At 65.7% G+C, this 18,717-nt stretch carries 19 protein-coding genes; 8 read left to right on the top strand and 11 right to left on the bottom strand.

The window, feature by feature from the left end:
- Window positions 1–66: 66 nt before the first annotated feature.
- The 9 genes from EPO50_RS18185 to EPO50_RS18145 form a co-directional block, all read right to left on the bottom strand.
- Window positions 67–2,559: a TonB-dependent receptor gene (locus EPO50_RS18185; protein WP_296346420.1), complete on the bottom strand. Its 2,493-nt coding sequence runs from the start codon at window positions 2,557–2,559 to the stop codon at window positions 67–69.
- A gap of 151 nt (window positions 2,560–2,710) precedes the next feature.
- Window positions 2,711–3,676 (bottom strand): FecR domain-containing protein, encoded by a 966-nt coding sequence (locus EPO50_RS18180; RefSeq protein WP_296346419.1) that lies wholly within the window; start codon window positions 3,674–3,676, stop codon window positions 2,711–2,713.
- A 130-nt stretch (window positions 3,677–3,806) separates the two neighbouring features.
- On the bottom strand, window positions 3,807–4,346 hold the full coding sequence (locus EPO50_RS18175; protein WP_296346418.1) for a sigma-70 family RNA polymerase sigma factor: 540 nt from the start codon (window positions 4,344–4,346) through the stop codon (window positions 3,807–3,809).
- Window positions 4,347–4,427: 81 nt separating this feature from the next.
- Window positions 4,428–6,926, bottom strand: coding sequence for a TonB-dependent receptor (locus EPO50_RS18170; protein ID WP_296346417.1), 2,499 nt, complete (start codon window positions 6,924–6,926; stop codon window positions 4,428–4,430).
- 102 nt (window positions 6,927–7,028) lie between these two features.
- Complete coding sequence (locus EPO50_RS18165; RefSeq protein WP_296346416.1) at window positions 7,029–8,051, bottom strand: FecR domain-containing protein; 1,023 nt, start codon at window positions 8,049–8,051, stop codon at window positions 7,029–7,031.
- 71 nt (window positions 8,052–8,122) lie between these two features.
- The gene (locus tag EPO50_RS18160; RefSeq protein WP_296346415.1) at window positions 8,123–8,629 is read right to left on the bottom strand and encodes a sigma-70 family RNA polymerase sigma factor; all 507 of its coding nucleotides are present in this window, start codon (window positions 8,627–8,629) and stop codon (window positions 8,123–8,125) included.
- A 180-nt stretch (window positions 8,630–8,809) separates the two neighbouring features.
- The gene (locus tag EPO50_RS18155; protein ID WP_296346414.1) at window positions 8,810–9,211 is read right to left on the bottom strand and encodes a DUF1398 family protein; all 402 of its coding nucleotides are present in this window, start codon (window positions 9,209–9,211) and stop codon (window positions 8,810–8,812) included.
- A gap of 47 nt (window positions 9,212–9,258) precedes the next feature.
- Entirely contained in the window at window positions 9,259–9,720 is a 462-nt protein-coding gene (locus tag EPO50_RS18150) for a MarR family winged helix-turn-helix transcriptional regulator (RefSeq protein WP_296346413.1), read from the bottom strand.
- Between the two features lie 251 nt (window positions 9,721–9,971).
- Window positions 9,972–10,172: a cold-shock protein gene (locus EPO50_RS18145; RefSeq protein ID WP_296346412.1), complete on the bottom strand. Its 201-nt coding sequence runs from the start codon at window positions 10,170–10,172 to the stop codon at window positions 9,972–9,974.
- Between the two features lie 317 nt (window positions 10,173–10,489).
- On the opposite strand from EPO50_RS18145, the gene EPO50_RS18140 reads away from it, so the two are divergent.
- Window positions 10,490–11,281 carry a class I SAM-dependent methyltransferase gene (locus tag EPO50_RS18140; protein ID WP_296346411.1) on the top strand — a complete coding sequence of 264 codons (792 nt, stop codon included), beginning with the start codon at window positions 10,490–10,492 and terminating at the stop codon, window positions 11,279–11,281.
- A gap of 57 nt (window positions 11,282–11,338) precedes the next feature.
- Here EPO50_RS18140 and EPO50_RS18135 read toward each other — a convergent pair whose 3' ends face one another.
- Window positions 11,339–11,878 carry a DUF4440 domain-containing protein gene (locus tag EPO50_RS18135; protein ID WP_296346410.1) on the bottom strand — a complete coding sequence of 180 codons (540 nt, stop codon included), beginning with the start codon at window positions 11,876–11,878 and terminating at the stop codon, window positions 11,339–11,341.
- Between the two features lie 39 nt (window positions 11,879–11,917).
- Between EPO50_RS18135 and EPO50_RS18130 the strand changes: the two genes are divergently transcribed.
- The 5 genes from EPO50_RS18130 to EPO50_RS18110 all read left to right on the top strand — a co-directional run bounded on the left by EPO50_RS18130 (window position 11,918) and on the right by EPO50_RS18110 (window position 17,026).
- Entirely contained in the window at window positions 11,918–12,859 is a 942-nt protein-coding gene (locus tag EPO50_RS18130; RefSeq protein WP_296346409.1) for a LysR family transcriptional regulator, read from the top strand.
- Between the two features lie 176 nt (window positions 12,860–13,035).
- Complete coding sequence (locus EPO50_RS18125; RefSeq protein ID WP_296346408.1) at window positions 13,036–14,943, top strand: DNA polymerase; 1,908 nt, start codon at window positions 13,036–13,038, stop codon at window positions 14,941–14,943.
- A 143-nt stretch (window positions 14,944–15,086) separates the two neighbouring features.
- Entirely contained in the window at window positions 15,087–16,535 is a 1,449-nt protein-coding gene (locus EPO50_RS18120) for a hypothetical protein (RefSeq protein WP_296346407.1), read from the top strand.
- Window positions 16,536–16,611: 76 nt separating this feature from the next.
- Window positions 16,612–16,872, top strand: a complete 261-nt coding sequence (locus EPO50_RS18115) for a hypothetical protein (RefSeq protein WP_296346406.1) — start codon at window positions 16,612–16,614, stop codon at window positions 16,870–16,872.
- 28 nt (window positions 16,873–16,900) lie between these two features.
- Window positions 16,901–17,026, top strand: coding sequence for a hypothetical protein (locus tag EPO50_RS18110; protein ID WP_296346405.1), 126 nt, complete (start codon window positions 16,901–16,903; stop codon window positions 17,024–17,026).
- A gap of 13 nt (window positions 17,027–17,039) precedes the next feature.
- Here the strand turns inward: EPO50_RS18110 and EPO50_RS18105 are convergent, their stop codons facing one another.
- Window positions 17,040–17,504, bottom strand: coding sequence for a hypothetical protein (locus EPO50_RS18105; protein WP_296346404.1), 465 nt, complete (start codon window positions 17,502–17,504; stop codon window positions 17,040–17,042).
- A 183-nt stretch (window positions 17,505–17,687) separates the two neighbouring features.
- Between EPO50_RS18105 and EPO50_RS18100 the strand changes: the two genes are divergently transcribed.
- Window positions 17,688–18,203 carry a hypothetical protein gene (locus tag EPO50_RS18100; protein WP_296346403.1) on the top strand — a complete coding sequence of 172 codons (516 nt, stop codon included), beginning with the start codon at window positions 17,688–17,690 and terminating at the stop codon, window positions 18,201–18,203.
- Between the two features lie 54 nt (window positions 18,204–18,257).
- A complete protein-coding gene (locus tag EPO50_RS18095) occupies window positions 18,258–18,710 on the top strand; it encodes a hypothetical protein (RefSeq protein WP_296346402.1) in 453 nt (150 codons plus the stop codon).
- Window positions 18,711–18,717 lie beyond the last annotated feature (7 nt).

Raw genomic sequence — 18,717 nt, 5'->3', positions numbered from 1 at the left:
GGCCAAAGCCCGGCGCGGCTCCTTCTTTCTCCTCCCCCTTTGAATGGGGAGGGGAGGCAACGAGCCCTAGAAATCCGCTGTCAGGGAGAGGCGGAAGGTGCGGGGTAATCCGAGGTACAGCGCGGAGGGACTGCCACCTGCCCAGTAATTGGCGTCGAGAACATTCTCGACGTTGAGGCGTGCCACCAGCGACTTGCCCTTCGCCCCCGGATTCTCGAAGGCATAGCGCAGCCCCAAATCGAATCGCGTCCACTCCGGCAAACTGCGTCGCGGCCAAGTCGTGTCGATGTACTGCGAACCCGTGTAGACCACGCGACCGTTCACAGTTAGGCCCGGAACGAATGGCAGGTCCCACTCGCCGGCGATATTCATTTGTACAGTCGGTGAAAACGGAGCAATCCACCCGTCGGTTGTCCCGCCAGGGGTCTTGGCAAGAACGGGACTAAGCAACATCAGGCCGCCGAGCAACCGCACGCCCTCAGTCGGCTCGCCGAAGAAATTAAGCTCAAGGCCTTGGTTACGCTGCTCGCCGGCCATCGTGAGCGTGGGAAGCAGCGGACCCGGAACTGCAATCAAGCTTGGCTGCGAAATCTGAAAGACGCTTGCGGTAGTCGTGAACTTCCCCCAGTCGACCTTTACCCCAGCTTCGAACTGCGTTGACTTGAATGGCGGAAATACCTCTCCCACATTTGCGTAAGTCGCATCGGCGATTGCGCCTTGTTGCAGACCCTGGATGAAGTTGCCGTAGATCGACACGTTCTGCCAGGGCTTGAACACGAGGGCGACCGATGGGCTCAACGCGCTCTGATCATAAAAAGAGGTCGCCGCGCCGCTAGTGATGTTGAAGTTTGTCGCCTGAACCTGCTGCAATCGAACTCCCACCGTCAGCTGTATCCGTTTGTCGGCAGCGGAGAGAGTGTCGGCAAATCCGATGCTCGATAGCGTTTGGTTCGAAGTCTTGTTCGATGAGGGTGTCGCAATGTTGGGCCGGGCAATCTGTGTCGGAGCGTAAATGTTGGTCGCGAATGGCGCGTCGAAGGCGAAGCCAAGCCCCCCCGTCTGCGAATACGTCGTGGCGGTAAGAGCAAGTTGATGGTCGATCGGACCGGTACGAACGAGTGCTCGTACGCCAGCATCGGCAGTGAAGTAGGTCGTATAATTACTGAGATTTAAAGGCGGTCCGGCCGTCGCAGTTCCGTCGACACTGGTGATGGTCGTGGAGTTGGAAAACAGAGCCAAATAGCGATTGTCGTGCGCTCCGAGTGCGGCATACGCCGTTACGTTCTCAGCCAAGTCCACTTCTGCCCTGGCGACACCGAAAAGGTCTTTGCGCTGGTTGTAGCCCCACGGCTGCGCCGTTGGATTGTTGCGAGCATTTGGCGCCCAGGGAAGCGGCACGCCAGCCGCCAGATCCAGGTAAGGCACCGTTCCAACGACATATTGATTCTGATAGCCCAGATCGGCCGAGAGACGCACACCTTCGCCCCGGAAGTCCAATCCCAGGACGGCCAAAGCTCGTTGATCGGAATTGTATTGCAACTCGGTTTGACCCGCTCTGAACACTCCATTGAAGCGAACGCCTATTTCGTTGTCCGCGCCGAAACGGCGGGCGAAATCGATATGTCCGCCAACCTGGCCGGCGGAGATGTAGTTGGCTGTGGCTTGGGTGAGGGGCTCATCCGGCGCCCGTTTGGGCACGATGTTGATGGTGCCACCGATATATCCGTTCGGGGGCATGCCATTCAGCATCGCGCTCGGTCCTTTCAACACTTCGACCCGTTCCGCGAGCTCCACCATGGGCGAACTGCTCGGCAGGATTCCGTAAAGACCGCCGTAGGAGAATCCGACGGAATCCACCGGAAATCCTCGGATCGATACCTGGTCGCCACCGACAGTATTGTCGGATCGCATGCTTCGTACCGATGGATCGTCGATCAGTAGATCCTTGACGGTCTTCGCCTGCTGATCCTGCGCTTTCTTGGCGGTGTAGTTCGTCTGATTGAAGGGCGTGTCCATCACACTCCGATTGCCGAGCAGGCCAAGCTGGCCGCCGGTTGCCACCTGTCCGCCGGCATAGGGCGGCGGCAGGTTGTCGATCATCGCCTGCGGCGGCACCGGAAAGGCGCCCTGCACCTGCACCGGGTCGAGCTGCAGCGCGCCGGACGCATCGGGCCCAGGCGCTGCAACGGTCACGGAAGTTGGAGAGGTGAAGCGATAGGTGACGCCGCTGCCGGCCAGGAGCTGCTGCAGAGCGCTTTCGGCGCTCATCACGCCCGTCACGCCGCCCGTCGACTTGCCTGCGATGGCGGCGGCGTTCACCGCGATCTGCAGGCCGGACTGGCGACCGAACAGGGTCAGGGCCTGCGCCAAGGGTTGCGCGGGAATATTGAAACCGATCGACATGCCGCCGACTTGGGCCTGCTGCACGGCCTGGCCGATCGACGGTGCCTGTGCCGCCGCATCGTGCGGTCCCGTGGCGGTCAGTGCGGCGGCACTTCCGACGAGTACCGTGAAAAGAAAGACCCTGCCTGCTCCCGCACGCTCAACGCTGCTCGCCACGACAAATCCCCCGTCGATCCGTGCCGACGGGTTCACGGAGATGCCGACGCGGACGAAGCATCCGCATCTATTGAAACGACAAGCGGCCGGCCGGCCGATTAAGGAAGGTTCCGAAAAAAGTTGGTGGCGCGCGAAAGCGGAGATCGCCGCGTCACTTGGCCGAGATGAACAGGACGTACGGCGTGATCGTGTGGATCTTGCCGCCCTGTGTATCGATCGCCGCGGCAAGCGCCTCCACGGGGCGCCGCAGATCGAAGACGCCCGTCACCAACTGGTCCTCCAGGGCGCGATCCCTGAAGACGATCATGCCTCCGTAGTAGCGGCCGATCTCTTCGACGACGCTGCCCAGGCGGGCGTCGTGAACGACCAGCCGGCCCGCACGCCACGAGGCCACCTCGTCCGGGGCAACCTCGCTTCTCGTTTCGCGTCGGGAGTGCCGGTCGATCGTGAGCCGCTGGCCGCGCGTGAGAACGACAGGTGACGTCTCTCCCTGGCGCGTGGCAACGCGAACCGTTCCGGATTGTACCGATACGGAAACCTGATCGGGGGTCGTCTGCACCGCGAAGCCGGTGCCTGTGACCGTCACCGTCACGTCGGCCGCCCGCACGACGAACGGCCGATCGGCCGACGAGACCACATCGAAGAAAGCGTTACCTGCCAGCAATACGATCTCGCGCCGGGTCGGCGTGTAGTCGATGGCCACCGCACTGCGCGCATCGAGGAGGGCGACGCTGCCGTCCTCCAGGGTCATGGTCCGGACCTCGGCGACTCCCGTGGTGAGGTCGGCCGCGAGCCGCATCTGGAGAGCGGGGAAGAAGACGATGGCGATGCAGGCGGCGATCGCCGCGGCGAGGATCGTCCCCGAACGCCGCAGCCTGCTGCCGCGGGCCCGACGGTCAGGGAAAGGCGCGATGCGGTGGACGGCCTGCCCGGCACGCGGCAAGGCGGCCCCCAGGCCGTCGTCGGGACGATCCGCCAGTGCATCGAGGCTCGACCAGACACGCTTCATGTCGCCGAACGCTTCGGCATTCGCCTCGCGATGGCCGAGCCATGCATCGAGTTCCGCACGCAACGCCTTGTCGTCCGGATTCGCCTCGAGCCGCAGCAGCCAGTCCATGGCCTGCGATCTTGGAGAGTCCTCTGGGTCGTCGGATCGTTTCAAGGCTTGTCCTGTTGTCCCTGCGGAAGCTGAGGCAGGATCGAAGTTGTTCGCCCCTCGATTCTTAGAGCGAGGGAGTATTGGTTCTTTAAGGTTTGCCGAACGCTTTATCCGACGCACGCTCATCGCCCAGGAGGCGTCGGGCTGCATGCAGGCCCGCTTCCTTCACGAGCTGGTGCGCCCGGGGAACCGAGATGTCTAGCCGGGCGGCGATCTCGTGGAGGGGGCGCCCTTCGAGCTTGTACATCTGGAACGCGATCCGCGTGCGCTCCGGCAGTTCGGCAATCGCATCGGCCATCACGCGCATCTCGTCCCTGAAGTAGAGGATCCGCTCGGGCGAGGGGACGTCGTGCGGCACGCTCTCGGCCGACGACCCTCGATCGATGACCTTGTCCTGCAGGGCCGTCCGCTTGACCCAGTTCAGCGCCAGGTTGCGGACAATCATGTAGAGGTAGCTCAGCGGCTGGTGGATCTCTTCGCCTTGTTCCCATCTGGCAGAGAATTTCAGCCACACCTCCTGGACGACATCTTCGGCGCTCGCGCGATCGCGCACGATTCGGCTCGCATAGTTCAGAAGGTCGGCCCGGTGTTTGATGTAGACGGAGAGAGCCGTTTCGTGTGGCGCCACGGCGGATCCTGAGTAAATGCGAACGGTTCTCAATCGCACTATGCCGGGATCCGTCGACTATTGCAAACAGCGCGGTGCCGCTCAGAAATCCGCGGTCAGGGAGAGGCGGAAGGTGCGCGGGGCGCCGAGGGAGAGGGTGAAGGCGTTGTTGCCGCTGGCCCAATAGTTGGCGTCAGCCACGTTCTCGACGTTGAAGCGCGCGACCAGAAGCTTGCCCTTGGCGCCGGGATTCTCGAAGGCGTAGCGGACGCCGAGGTCGAAGCGCGTCCAGTCCGGCAGCATGCGGCGCGGCCAGGTCGTGTCGACATATTGCGCGCCGGTGTAGATGGCGCGGCCGTTCACCGTCAGGCCCGGCACCCAGGGCAGGTCCCATTCGCCCGCGAGATTGAACTGGAAGGTGGGTGAGAAGGGCGCGATCCAGCCATCGGTCGCGCCGCCCTGCGTCTTGGTGAGCACGGGATTGAGGAACATCATGCCGCCGAGCAGGCGCACGCCCTCGATCGGCTCGCCGAAGACGTTGAACTCCAGCCCCTGGTTCACCTGCTCGCCGTCGAGCGTCAGGGTCGGCAGGGTGGCGCCGGGCACCGCGATGGTGCTGGGCCGCGCGATCTGGAAGGCGCTCACTGTCGTGGTGAACTTGCCGCCCCAGTCGGCCTTCACGCCAACCTCGAACTGCGTCGACTTGTAGGGCGCGAAGATCTGGCCGGAATTCTGGTACTGCGGCCCGACGATGACGCCTTGCTGCAGGCCCTGGATCCAGTTGCCGTAGATCGAGACGTTCTGCCAGGGCTTGAACACCAGCGCGACAGAGGGGCTGAACGCGCTCTGGTCGTAGGTCGAGTCCTGCAGGCCGGTGATCGGATCGAAGTTGGCGGCGGCGACGCGCTGCAGGCGGCCGCCGACGGTCAACTGGATGCGCTTGTCGGCGGCGGACAGCGTGTCGGCAAAACCAATGCTCGTCATGTCCGACGTCGAGGTCTTGTTGGCCGCCGGCGTGGCGATGTTGGGGCGCGCGATGATGGTGGGATTGTAGATGTTGGTGGCGAACGGCGTGCCGACGACGAAGGCCGAGCCGAACTCGGCATTGTAGGTCGTGGCGGTGAAGGAGAGCTGGTGGTCGATCGGGCCGGTGCGGGCGGTGGCTCGCAGGCCCGCTTCGGCCGTGCGGTAGATGCCGTAGTCGCTGCTGTTGTTCATCTGGCCGTTGGCGCCGCCATTGGCGCCGCGGATCAGGTTCGCCGACGACTGGATCAGGCCTTCGACGCGCTGGTCATGTGCGCCGAGCGACACGTAGGCGGTGATGTTGTCGGTGATGTCGAGCTCGCCGCGGAAGGTGCCGAACAGATCCTTGTTCCGCGAATAGGCCCAGGGCTGGCCCGCGGGATTGCTCCTGACGTTGGGCGCCCACGGCAGCGGCGTGCCGGCGGTCAGCCAGATATAGCCCGCGACGCCGCCGATATAGCGGTGCTGGTAGCCGAAGTCGGTCGAGAAACGCACCCGCTCGCCGCGGAAATCGAGGCCGAGCAAAGCGAGCGCGCGTTCGTCGGTGTTCCAGCGCACGTCGGTCTGGCCGTTCCGGTAGACGCCGTTGGCGCGCACGCCGAACTGCTTGTCGGGGCCGAAGCGCCGCGCGACGTCGACATGGCCGCCGAACTGCGCGCCGGAAACATAGTTCGCCGTGAACTGCGTCAGCCCCTGGTCGGGCGCGCGCTTGGGCACGATGTTGATGGTGCCGCCGATCTCGCTGGTCGGCGCCATGCCGTTCAGCATGGCGCTCGGCCCCTTGAGCACTTCCACGCGCTCCGCCACCTCGGCCATGATGCTGTAGGTCGGCAGCACGCCGTACAGCCCGCCATAGGCGACGGCGGAATTATCGACGGGAAAGCCGCGGATGCGCATGCCGTCGGTGCCGGGGCTGGTGTCGGCGCGAATGGTGCGGACCGACGGATCGTCGATCAGCACGTCCTGCACGGTCTTGGCCTGCTGCTCCTGCGCCTTCTTCGACGTGTAGTTGCTCTGGTTGAACGGCGTGTCCATCACGTCGCGATTGCCGAGCAGGCCCAACTGTCCGCCGGTCGCAACCTGTCCGCCGGCGTAAGCTGGCGGCAGGTTGTCGATCATCGCCTGCTGCGGCACCGGATAGCCCTGCACCTGCACCGGATCGAGCTGCAGCGCGCCGCTTTGCTGGCCGTCCCGCTGACCATCGGGCAGCTTGGTGAGATAGATGCTGCGGCCACCGGCGAAGCGCCAGGTGACGCCCGTGCCCGCCAGCATCTGGCGCAGCGCGTCTTCCGGCGTCATGCGGCCGGACACCGCGGCGGAGCGCAGATTGGCGAGCGTCGCCTGATCGACGGAGACCTGATAGCCGGACTGGCGGCCGAACGTCGTCACGGCGCCAGCGAGCGGTTGCGCGGGAATGTCGAAGACCATCGACTCCTGCGCCTGCGCAAGCACGGGCGGCGAGGGCGTTCCCGTCTCCTGAGCCACCGCAACACCGGCAAGACCTGTGCCCAGACAGGTACTCGTCGTCAGCACCATCAACGAGACAGGCCAACGCGACTTCCGGCGACTCGATACCATACGCTACTCCCCCGAGCGGCTTCCTGCGAATGATCACCATTCGCTTACCGACCAGAGACGAAGCGGCGCGCCGAACTTCTCACTAAATTTTTCGAAGGCGCGTCAGTCGACGGACAGCACCAGCAGATAGGGCGTGAACGCGCGCACGACGCCGCCATAGGGCGCGGACAGAACGCGCAGCGCGCCGGCCGGATCGGCAAGATCGTAGACGCCGGTCACGCGTTTTCCGCGCAGCGACTCGCTGGCGACGACGATGGAGCCGGCATGCGAGCGGTCGAGGGCCGCCACGACATCGGTCAGCAGCGCATTCTCGACGATGAGCCGGCCCTTGCGCCACGCCGCGACGGTACCGGGCTGCAGCGCCGTCTCGACGACGGTTCCACTGCTGCGATCGACGACGACGCCTTGCTGGGCGCCGAGATCGGCCAGCGACGACGAGAGATTGTCGGTACGTGCGACTCTCACCGACCCGCTCGCCACGGCGACGGAGACGGTGCGGTCGGTCATCGCGACATCGAACGCCGTGCCGGTGACGGTGGTGCTGACAGGGCCCGCGCGAACCGTGAAGGGCCGCGCGCGGTCGGGCGCGACCTCGAAGTAGGCGGCGCCTTCGAGCAGGGTCACCTCGCGCGCGCCCGCGGCGAAGGAGACGGAGATGGCGCTGCTGGCGGCGAGGGTGACGCGCGAGCCGTCCTCGAGCGAGACCTCGCGCATCTCCGCGACCGACGTCGCATGGCTGGCGTTCAACTGCACCCTCAGGACGGGGAGCGCAAAGACCAGCAACAGACAGGCCGCGATGGCGAGCGCGGTCACCCGCACGCCGAAGCGGCGGCGGCGCAGGGGCGTTACGTTGGATTGCCCGTGAGAAACGGTGGGTCGAGAAACGACAGATCGCGTCGATGACGCAGTGGGCCATTCATGCGCAAAGGCCGCGCGCGCCTGTCCCGTTACCTGCCAGGCCCGTTGCGTCAGCGCCCACGCTTCCGCATGGACGTCGCTTTCGGCCAGCCAGTCTGCCAGCTCGGCCCGCAGCCCGGCATCGTCGGGTGCGTCCTGCAGACGGAACGCCCAGGCGGAGGCGGCTTCCAGCACGCGATCGGGAATCATGTCGTCGTCGCCGGACATCGGAGCGCTCCCGCCATACACGGAAGACGAAGGAGCGGCGAAAATTTTCCGGAGATTCGTCATCGCGCCGCTCACCGGTTCGGGGTCTGCGTGGAGGACGGCCGTTGCAGGCGGCGGGCGACATGCATGAGCGCGGTCTGCGCCCAGCGCGCCGCCGTCGACAGCGGCACGCCAAGATGGTCGGCGGTCTCCTGCAAGGTGTAGCCGCCGATGCGGTTCATCTCGAAGGCCCGCCGGACATTGTCGGGCAGCTCGGCGAGGGCGGCCTCGGCGCGGCGCAGCTCGTCACGCTGCAAGGCTTCTTCTTCCGGCGACACCGCGGGCGGCAGCGTCTCGGAGAGGACGAGATGGGCCTCGTCACGACGCTTGTCGGCCGACAGGCGGCGGCGCAGGTCATAGGCGAGGTTGCGGACGATGCGATAGAGATAGGCCGCCGGCTGCTCGACCCGCACATCATCCGGGCGCGGCGCGAATCGCATATAGGCTTCCTGCACCACGTCCTCGGCGCGCATGCGATCACCGACGATCGGCGTCGCATACTCCACGAGCGCCGCCCGGTGCGCGAGATAGAGCCTCAATCTGGAGTCGTCGTCCTGCAAGCTGCCCGTCGTGACTGGTCTCGGCGTAGCGGCGGCAGCCTTGGCTCCCCTTAGCAATATTGATAATCATTCGCAATCTGATTGCGGTCACTTCCTCCCCATTTGAATGGGGAGGAGAGGCAATGAGGAGTCGCCACGTCGGCGGCAAGCGTGGCCGCCCTAGTCCGGAAATTGCTCCACGTGAGTCTCGGCGGTCCGGCCAATGTATAGCGCTCGACGGCCGGAAAACGACACGATGTAACCCGCACAGCCGGCCGAGGCGGCCTTCTTGCAGAAGCCCAGATAGGTATAGCCGGGCACCAGTTGCTGCGCTTCCCTGATGGCAGCCTGGATGCGCCCCGCATCAAAGGACGGGGCGACGGGATCGTCGATCCTGTGCGTCGGCACGTCGACGAGGTCGCCATCTGGCATGTAGAAGGTCGCGAGCGCGCGCCGGAAGTCGATCGCGTAACCTTCGAAGCCCGTCTGCATCAACGTCGTGACGATCTGGGGAAAGGTCATCGTGTTGTTTTCCGCGCCGTCGAGGCAGGTCTTGGCGACAGCTTTCTTGTGATCGTCCATGCGGCTTTATCCTCTGCGTGAGTTGCGTTGAGTTCAGTTGATCGGGTTCAGTCGATCGGCAGGGCCGCCATCCCACCATGCTCGACCAACCGCTTCAGGAGCCCTTCCAGCGTGTCCCGTTCGGCTCTGCTCAGGGCGCCGAAGAATTCTGCGTCGTTCTGATCGGCCAGCGCGGCCAGCTTCGGGACCAAACTGCTTCCCCGCGGCGTCAGCGCGAGCGTCTGAGCGCGGCCATCATCGCTGTCGGCCTTGCGGACGATCAGCGATTTGTCGATCAACCGATCGGCCAACTTCGTGATCGCGCCGCGCGTCATGCCCATTTCGTCGGCGACGCGACTCGGCGGAATCGGATCCTTGCCGTACAACGCGCGCAGCATCACCCATTCGGCAACGGTCACTCCCATGACGGCAAGCCTGCTGGCAAAGGCATGCGAGACGTGGTTGGACACGGTGCGCAGCCAGAAGCCGAGATGTGCAGTGAGGTCCGAGACGGGCAAAGGCGAAGGCATGGCAGTTCCTTAGTTGACTAGGAAACTATCATGCGAAAGTTTCCTGGTCGACCGCTCCGATTGCCTCGGCGCATCGACTTCAGGTCGAGCTCAGGATGTGCGAGTTGAGGGGGTGCCTCGCCCTGACACCTCCCCATCGGAATGGGGAGGTGAGGCAATGAGGAGCCGCCGCCTGGTCGAAATGATGCCCAGGTCGATGCGGTCTCAATCGAGGAAGGACGAGTGAATCGTCCTTCCTGTGTTCAACGAGATCAGGCCTTGAGGTTGACGGCGGCTTCCTTGCCGCGCTCGCTGGCGACTTCGTAGGTGATCTTCTGGCCTTCATTGAGGCCGTTCAGTCCCGCGCGCTCGACGGCGCTGATATGGACGAAGACATCCTTGCCGCCGTTGTCCGGCTGAATGAAACCGAAACCCTTGGTCGCGTTGAACCACTTAACTGTGCCTGAAGCCATGACGTGTATCCTTTAGTGAAGTCGAGAGTAGGCAATGCAGGCCACATGGAAGTAAGTCCAGAGAGGCATCTGCTCATCGGTGTCTAACGTGACGCTTACGCTTTACTGCAACCCTCTACTGTCCGAAATTGGACACCTAAGTCGGGCAGCCACGAAACCGCTTCTGCCTTTCTCCTGCCTAGTCATCCGTCGAATTCTCCAGGGTGGCAAGCAGAAAGACGGCCGTGTCCGTCCGGCTGACGCAAGATTGATCCGGAAAGGCGATGCCGGGCGATGACGCATGAAGCGTTAGGGGGCGAACGGTGAATGAACCTGTCATGCCCGCTGCAAGCGGTTTCCAGGACGCAGACCGTTACGAACAGCTCATGGGTCGCTGGAGCCGCCGGCTGGCGCCTTCGCTGATCAGGTTCGGTGGTCTCAGCGACGGCGATCGCGTGCTCGACATGGGGTGCGGCACCGGCAGTCTGATCTTCGCGCTGCCAGACTTCGCCAACGTCGCATCGGCCACCGGGATCGATCTGACCGAGTCCTATGTCGCAGCCGCTCGCGCGCGGAACACCGATCCGCGTTTTGCTTTCGACGTGGGCGACGCGCGTGCCCTGCCATACCCGGATGCGTCGTTCGACCGGGCCTTCTCGTTGCTGGTTCTGCACTTCATTCCCGACGCGCGCAAGGCAGTCGAGGAAATGTGCCGCGTCGTCCGCCCCGGCGGCACGATCGCCGCCGCGGTGTGGGACGCTTATGGCGGCCAACCCTTCGCGCGAATCCTCTGGGACATCGCGGGTGTCCTCGATCCCGCGCTGGAGCGGCCACTCTTCCGTCCTCTCAACGGGCCCGGCGAGATGGAGACGCTGTGGCGGGATCTCGGCTTGCGCGATGTCGAGCAGACGAGCTTGCTGACCCACATGGAGTTCCAATCCTTCGAGGACTACTGGACGCCCTTTGCCAGCGGCGAAGGACCCCATGGCCAGTATGTCGTCAAGCTGCCCCCTGAGAAGCGCGACATTCTGAGAGAGCACGTGCGCCGCGCCTACCTCGCCAACCGTCCCGACGGTCCACGTTCCATGGCGGCCGTCGCCTGGGCCTGTCGTGGCACGGTGCCTGAGTGAGTGACGGCGAAGGGCAGTCTTTCTCCTCCCCATTCAAATGGGGAGGAGAGGCGATGATCATCGCGCCAACGCGGCGGCCTGCTCGAGGCTGATGCCCGTGACGAGCGGGTCGGCGTGGCGATGGGCGAGCCGCCAGTCGCCCCCAGTGCGGTGGCCGTCGCGGCGATAGACCAGGGTGACGCGCAGCGACCAGTCCTGCGCCGGCAGGCCGCCGACCTCGACGCGGGCGCGTTCGATGATCGCCAGCACCACCATGTCGGCCGAGCCGTAGGACTGCACCACCTCTTGCTCCAGGGTGCCGTTGCGGAAGAACCGCCCCATCGCCGCCATCCGCTCCGGCGTGATCTCCGCGCCATGCGTCGGCGCGCCGCCGAACGGCGACATCAGGGTGAAGTCGTCGGTGAGGGCGACCGTGGCGAGATAGCGCTGAATGTCGCCGCGCATCAGGGCGGCGTTCGACTCCAGGGATCGCTCGATGAGGTCGCCCACCTCCATGTCGATGAAGGCCTCGGCCGCGGCGGCGGCGAAACCCGACGGGTGCAGGGCGGACATGCGGGACTCCAGGGTTGGTGAATTGTCACGACCGGGAGATGGCACCTGTATGCCTCCTGAATGAAGTGATATGATTTCACCAATATGCTGAGCAGAATTGACCACTCCGGCGCAGACCTGTCCCGCGCCGACCTCAACCTGCTGGTCCTGTTCGAGATCGTGCGCGAGGAGGGACATGTCGGGCGCGCGGCGGAGCGGCTGAACCTCTCCTCGTCGGCGGTCAGCCACGGGCTCGGCCGGCTGCGGCGGCTGCTCAACGATCCGCTGTTCCTCAAGACGCCCAAGGGCGTCGTGCCGACGGCGCGCGCGCTGGAGCTGGCCGCGCCGATCGCCGACATTCTCGCGCGGGTGCGGAGCGTCGTGGCGACCGCCGCGCCGTTCGAGCCCGCGACCTCGACGCGCCGCTTCACGGTCGGCGCGCCCGATGGCGTGTCGGCGGTGTTCCTGCCGCCGCTGCTCGCTCGGCTCGGCAAGGAAGCGCCCGGCATCGACATCGGCGTGCGCCAGCTCCTGCCGACGCAGGGCGAGACGTCGCCCGATCGCGCCTGGCGGGGCGCGCTGGCCGAGCTCGAAGCGCGCGCGATGGATATCGCGATCGTGCCGACGGACCAGTTTCCGCCGCGCTTCCACGGGCGCGTGCTGTTCGAGGAGGATTTCGTGCTGGCGATGCGCGCCGGCCATCCGTTCGCCCGCGCGCCGACCCTGGATCGCTACTGCGCGATGCGGCATCTCGTGGTCTCGCTCACCGGCGATCCCTATGGCTTCGTCGATCGTGTGCTGGCCGAACAGGGCCGCGCGCGGCGGATCGCGCTCACCGTGCCCAACTTCATGTTCGCGCTGGCGGTCGTGGCCGAAACCGACCTGATCACCGCGTTGCCCCGCCGGTTTGCTGCCCTGCATGCGCGCCGCTTCGGCGTCGTGCGCCGCGAAGCGCCGCTGCCGCTCGGCCGCTTCCGCCTCACCGCCGTCGCGCCCCAGGTCGCGATGATGGACGCCGGCCTCGCCTGGCTGTTCGACCGGCTTTGATGAGCGCCACGATTCAGCCTCCCCCGTCATCGGGGGAGGTGCCCGTGTCTGCGCGGGCGGAGGGGTCATGTATCTCTCGATGCTCTGACCCCTCCGCCCCTCCGGGGCACCTCCCCATTTGAATGGGGAGGAGAGGCTCTGGCGGTGGACGCCGGGTGTGGCTACTCGTCGGGGGGATGACGGGCGATTATCGTTGGGTCGAGGATTTCGACGACCTCATCCGTGCAATCGATTGCACGTTCGCGGACACAGGCCGGCCGGTCGAGGTCGCCGCCGATTGCGCTGGTGACGGCGGCACTGTCCTCGCGATCGGCTTCAGCATGGCAGCAGGCGCGGCGGACTGTCTCGATCTCGCTCACGAGCTGCCGGACCCTGTCGTCGAGAGCCTGCGCACCTTGCTGACCTCGCCGCGGATCAGGCTGCGCGGCGCCAACTTCAAGGCCGACATGGGTTGGCTCGCGGCGCGGCTGGGCATCGACTGCACCAACTTCGCCTTCGATCCTCTGCTCACGGGCTCGCTGCTCGACGAGAACCGCTCCAACAGCCTCGCCACCTACACGCGCCTCTACACGGAGATCGAGGAGGGCACTTCTCACGATCCGTTATTGTACCGACTGGGCCGCGCCGTCGATGCCGTCTTCCAGTCGGCCGCCGCCATTCGTCACGAACTGCTGGCATCGCCGGCACTGGCGCACTTCTACGTGAGCCTGCTGCATCCCGCGTCGCTCGCCTTCGGCCGCCTCGAACGACACGGCGTGCTGGCCTCGCGCGAGCGTTTCGAGGCGCTGCGGGTCGAGCTCGAAGGCGAGGACGGGCGCGGCGGCGCGCTGGCCGATCTCGACCGCCAGGTGCTGGCGCTGCTACCGGGCCGGCTGCGCATGAAGTACGCCGATAACCTCTCCGTCCGGCCTGCAATGCTGCGCGACTTCTTCTTCGGCACCGCCGGCCTGCACCTGAAGCCGCGCATGGTGACGCCTCGCCAGGGTGAGCCCTCGACCGCCAAGGCCCATCTCGCCATGTTCCACGACGTGCCCGAGGCGGCGGCGATGGTCGAGGTGCTCGAAGCGCGCAGTGCGGCGGCCAAGATGCTGTCGGCCTACGTGAAGGGCTTCCTGAAGCACCTGCACGCCGACGGCCGCTTTCACCCGAGCTACATGCTCTTTGCCGGCCGCGCGGATGATGGCGACACGGCCGACAGCGGCACCGTCACCGGCCGCACCTCGGCGCGCGATCCGGCCATACAGACCGTGCCGAAGCGCGGGACGTGGGCCAAGAAACTCCGCCGCTGTTTCGTCGCGCCGCCCGGCATGGCGATCTGGTCGACCGACGCCGCGCAAGGCGAACTCAAGATCGCGGCCTGCCTTGCCGACGAGGCCAACATGCTGGCCGCCTATCGCGCCGGGCTCGATCTCCACGCCGTCACCGGCGCCTCGATGATGGACATGCCGACCGACGCCTTCATGGCGCTGGCCGCCGACGTTCAGGACCGCGAGAAGATGGAGCGCTTCGAGCTGGGCCGCTTCAAGGCCAAGGCCGCGAACTTTGGCCTGCTCTACGGCATGCAGGCCAAGGGCTTCGTGCGCTACGCCTGGCAGACCTTCAAGATGGTGCTCAGCGAGACGCAGGCGCAGGGGATGATCGACCGCTTCTTCGCGACCTATCCCGGCCTGCTCGACTGGCACGAGACGGCGCGCAAGCGGGCGCGACGCGACGGCGCTGTCGCCAATCCCTTCGGTCGGGTGCGGCATCTGCCGTGGATCCGCTCGTCTGACCGCCAGGTCGCAAGCCGCGCCGAGCGCCAGGCGATCAACGCGCCGGTGCAGTCGACGCTGTCCGATCTCACCTGCTGGGCCTTGAGCGAGATCGACCGGCAAATTCCCGACGCCCGACCCTGCGCCATGATCCACGACGCCGTGCTGGGCTACTGCCCCGAGGACCGCGCCGAGGAGATCGGTCGCCGCATCGTAGAGGTCGCCGGCAACCTGCCGATCGAGACGATGTGCGGCTGGCGCCCGCAACTCCGCTTAACCTTCGACCACGAATACGGCCCCGACATGGGCTCGATGGTGAAGATGAAGGGGTGACGCTGGGGGCGCGCCACTCCAGTGGCGCGGTCATGATCATGAATCGCGCGAGTGGACTCGCGCGCCCCCGGCATGGCGCAGGAACGAGCCGGCGAGGCGGGTGGTGATGGCGAGGGCGCGCGGGCGGTCCATAGGCTCGCGGCATGAAGATCAAACAGCCCGAGATGCGTGTCACCTCGCTTGCTCCCGCCGCTGCGCCTGCGATGGCGTCGAATGCGCTGCAGGTCGAGGACGAGTTCAACGCCTTCTATATGGCCGGCACCGACGGGGCGGCGGGCCATGTGCTGCGGCCGCCCTACGATCCGCGATCGCTGGAGCGATTGACGCAGGAGAACAACGTCCTGGGCGCCTGCATCGACGCCATGGTGGTCAATGTCGCGGGCACCGGGCATCGCATCGAGCGCGAGACCAAGCGCGCCGACGAGCCCGACGAGCAGGACGATCCGGTCGCGCAGAAGCTCGAAGCGTTCTTCCGCGAGCCGTTCCCCGGCACGAGCTTCATCACCATGCGCCGCGACCTCGAACGCGACATGGAGCGGGTGGGCTACGGCGCGCTGGAGATCATGCGCAATGCCGCGGGTGAGGTCGTGTTCCTGCGCAACACGCCGGCCCGCACCATCCGCCTCTGCAAGCTCGATGCGCCGGCGCCGGTCGCCAAGACTGTGTCGCGGGGCGGCGCGGAGATGTCCGTCAACGTGATGGTGCGCGAGCGGCGCTTCGTGCAGCTCATGGCCGGGCAGCTCCTATTCTTCAAGGAGTTCGGCGCCTCGCGCCAGCTCGACAAGCACACCGGCCAGTGGGAGAGCGCCGACCGGCCCGTGTCGGTGCCGGCGCGCGCCACCGAGCTGCTTTACTTCCAGGTGGGGCAGGACCCCAACAGCCCCTATGGCGTGCCGCGCTGGGAGGGGCAGATTCCCTCGGTCGTCGGCTCGCGCGCGGCGGAGGAGAACAACCTCACTTATCTGCAGTCGGGCGGCCTGCCGCCGGCGCTGATCATCGTGCAGGGCGGCATCGTGGCGGGCGAGGCGCGGCAGGCGCTGGAGCGTCAGTTCGCGCCGGGCCAGAAATCGCGCGCCGCCATCCTCGAAGTCCCCGCGACCGACGGCATGCTCGACAAGCCGGGCACGGTGAAGGTCACGGTCGAGCGCTTCGGCCATGAGCGCGCGGGCGATTCGATGTTCGAGCGCTACGACGACAAATGCGCGGAGCGGGTGCTGCGGGCGTTTCGCTTCTCACCGCTGTTCCTCGGCAAGTCGGCCGACTTCAACTTCGCGACGGCCTATGCGAGCTATCTCGCGGCGGAGAGCCAGGTGTTCGGGCCCGAGCGGCGGCTGTTCGACGAGATCGTCACGCGCAAGCTGCTGCCGGAACTGGGCGGTGCGGGCTACGTGTTCCGCTCCAACCCCATCGCCATCAAGGATGTGACGCAGCAGATCGCGGCGCTGTCGCTGGCGGCGGGCCTGCCGGGTATCGATCCCGAGAGCGTCGTCGATCAGCTCAACAAGGCGGCCGAGCTCGAGCTGCAATTCCGGTGTTCGGATACACCTGTGCAGTTACGTCCCGTGCAATCGATTGCACGAGCCGAATCGTGAGCCGGCTCTGCCGGGTGAAGACCTGGCTGCACCTGCTGCTCTACGCGCTGGCCTTTCACTGCACGCCGATCCCGGCATGAGCGCGCTGCTGGGACTGAAGCTCGCCGCCGTCGCATTGGCGCTGGCGATCGTCGTGGCGGCGCTGTGGTGGACCTATGCCGAAGGCAAATCCGCCGGCCGCAACGACGTCTCTACCCGGGCGATGGAGAAGGCGGCGGAGAAGACCCATGAAGGCATCAGGCTGCGCAACCAGGCGGCGCGTCGCGCTGCTGGCGACGACGACGACACTGCTTTCGAGCGCATGCGCCCCCGCGCCCGTGATGGTGCTGAGCCCTGATCCCTGCGCGCGCTTCTCGCGGCTGGAGATGACCGACGCGCAGGTCGACGACGCCAAGCGCTCTCCCGAAAGCCGCCGCACCTGGCGCCCGTTCTTCAACCAGACGAACGCGCATAATGACGTGTTCGACGAGACGTGTTTGAAGGGGAAGTGACAGGGGAAGCGCGCTACTTCCCGAGGACGACGTGCTCGAGTTCGAAATCGTCGGCGGAGGCACCGAACATGGCGTAGTAGCCGCGATGCTCGGGATTCTTGAAGACGTCCTTGCGCGTCTCGAAGAACGCCTTGTCGTACCAGTTCACGCCGAAGGAGATCGTCATGCCTTCGCGGAACGACGAGCTCCACTCCCACAGCACGAGCAGTTCGGGCCGCAGCCGCAGCCTTTCGTCCGACCAGCGCAGCAGCCGCACGCACTGGCGCAGGTCGCGTTCGTTGGAGAAGGTGATGCGGGCCTTGGTCTGGGCATAGGGCTTGCGGCCGGCGGCGGGCCCCTCGGTACCGCGCAGGATCATCACGCGCTTGGTGACGCCTTTGCGAAGCTCGCGGTCGAGTTCTTCGTCGATGTCCGGTAGCAGATCGTCGCCAATGCGCAGAAGGTCGCTCTCATGACTCCGGTGTGAGTCCTGCACCATCGCTGCCTCCCCCGTTGAATTCTCGTCGGCGGATTGACGATGACTCCGTACCGCTCCCACGAAGGCGGGGACATCAGTATTTTGGCATATCAGAAACACAACCGGCGCCGCCCTCTGATCGTGAGCGCGCCGCCGTCGCGCCGTGCCGCTGAGCATCGCCGCGCCGAGTCCTAAGTTCGCGCCATGGACTGGAAGCCGATCGTTGCGGTCGTGGCGCCGACCTTTGCCTGTGCGCTGGAAGGGCCGTTGAAGGGGCTGGCGGCGGGGGTGGCGGGGAAGGTCCTGCTGGAGCGCGACGATGCGCGGCCGGACGAGATCGTCGAGATGATCCTGAAGGAGCAGACGCCGGAGCTGATGCGCAGGCTGCGGCTGGTCGAGAGCGCCATCGTCGAGCAGCAGCGCGCGCTGGGTTTCACCTTCGCGGCGTTGCGGCCGGATACGCGCGCGCGGCCGAGTCCGTGGGCGCACATTGGCATCAACGTCCTGGCGGCCGTCGTGCTCGGCATGTTCATGGCCGGGGTCTACTACGTCTTCAACAAGAAGCTGCCGGCCGACGAGCCCGCGTCGATCGCGCTGATCTCGTCGGTGGTGGGTTATCTCGCGGCCAACACCACGCAGGTGCTGAGCTACTATTTCGGCTCGACCTCGAGCAACAACCGTCGCAGCGAGGCGATGACCAACGCGCTGCAGAACAAATAATTGCCTTCGCGCCGGCCGGTGCTATTCACCCTCCACACAACCAAGGAGGGTTGATTGACCAGTCTGACCGTCATCCAGATCGTCGCCGCGCACGAGGCCATCGCCCGCCTGCGTGACAAGCCGTTGCCCGGCGCCGTGAGCTATCGCCTGTCGAAGATCGTGAAGTATCTCGACGAGGAGTTTCGCCTCTACGCCACCGTGAAGAACGAGCTGATCGTGCGCCATGGTGAGCCGGTGCCCGACAAGCCGGAGGAATATCGCGTGCTGCCGCACCTGCCGGGCTTCGGCGCCTATATCGAGGCGATGACGCGCGTGCACGAGGAGACGGTGCCGTTCCCCTTCAAGAAGATCGAGGTGAAGGATCTCGACCTCGATTTCTCGGCCAATGAGATCGAGGCGCTGGCTCCGATCTTCGACGGCTTCGCGACCGAGGACGACGGGGCGGACGCGGCAGCTCTCGAAGCCCGCGCCGCGGTTCGGCGGCAGCGGTTGAACGCTTCGGTCTAGTTACCTC

The organism is Reyranella sp., from assembly GCF_004297405.1.
GTDB lineage: Bacteria > Pseudomonadota > Alphaproteobacteria > Reyranellales > Reyranellaceae > Reyranella.
The sequence above is the reverse complement of the archived record's forward strand: the minus strand, read 5'-3'. Positions and strand labels throughout refer to the sequence as shown.

Bases quoted from the DNA above. Each gene is read 5' to 3' on its own strand.
- EPO50_RS18180 (WP_296346419.1), bottom strand. From the start codon at position 3,676: ATGGACTGGCTGCTGCGGCTCGAGGCGAATCCGGACGACAAGGCGTTG.
- EPO50_RS18170 (WP_296346417.1), bottom strand. From the start codon at position 6,926: ATGGTATCGAGTCGCCGGAAGTCGCGTTGGCCTGTCTCGTTGATGGTG.
- EPO50_RS18165 (WP_296346416.1), bottom strand. From the start codon at position 8,051: ATGTCCGGCGACGACGACATGATTCCCGATCGCGTGCTGGAAGCCGCC.
- EPO50_RS18155 (WP_296346414.1), bottom strand. From the start codon at position 9,211: ATGGACGATCACAAGAAAGCTGTCGCCAAGACCTGCCTCGACGGCGCG.
- EPO50_RS18150 (WP_296346413.1), bottom strand. From the start codon at position 9,720: ATGCCTTCGCCTTTGCCCGTCTCGGACCTCACTGCACATCTCGGCTTC.
- EPO50_RS18145 (WP_296346412.1), bottom strand. From the start codon at position 10,172: ATGGCTTCAGGCACAGTTAAGTGGTTCAACGCGACCAAGGGTTTCGGT.
- EPO50_RS18140 (WP_296346411.1), top strand. From the start codon at position 10,490: ATGCCCGCTGCAAGCGGTTTCCAGGACGCAGACCGTTACGAACAGCTC.
- EPO50_RS18130 (WP_296346409.1), top strand. From the start codon at position 11,918: ATGCTGAGCAGAATTGACCACTCCGGCGCAGACCTGTCCCGCGCCGAC.
- EPO50_RS18125 (WP_296346408.1), top strand. From the start codon at position 13,036: ATGACGGGCGATTATCGTTGGGTCGAGGATTTCGACGACCTCATCCGT.
- EPO50_RS18120 (WP_296346407.1), top strand. From the start codon at position 15,087: ATGAAGATCAAACAGCCCGAGATGCGTGTCACCTCGCTTGCTCCCGCC.
- EPO50_RS18115 (WP_296346406.1), top strand. From the start codon at position 16,612: ATGAGCGCGCTGCTGGGACTGAAGCTCGCCGCCGTCGCATTGGCGCTG.
- EPO50_RS18110 (WP_296346405.1), top strand. From the start codon at position 16,901: ATGACCGACGCGCAGGTCGACGACGCCAAGCGCTCTCCCGAAAGCCGC.
- EPO50_RS18105 (WP_296346404.1), bottom strand. From the start codon at position 17,504: ATGGTGCAGGACTCACACCGGAGTCATGAGAGCGACCTTCTGCGCATT.
- EPO50_RS18100 (WP_296346403.1), top strand. From the start codon at position 17,688: ATGGACTGGAAGCCGATCGTTGCGGTCGTGGCGCCGACCTTTGCCTGT.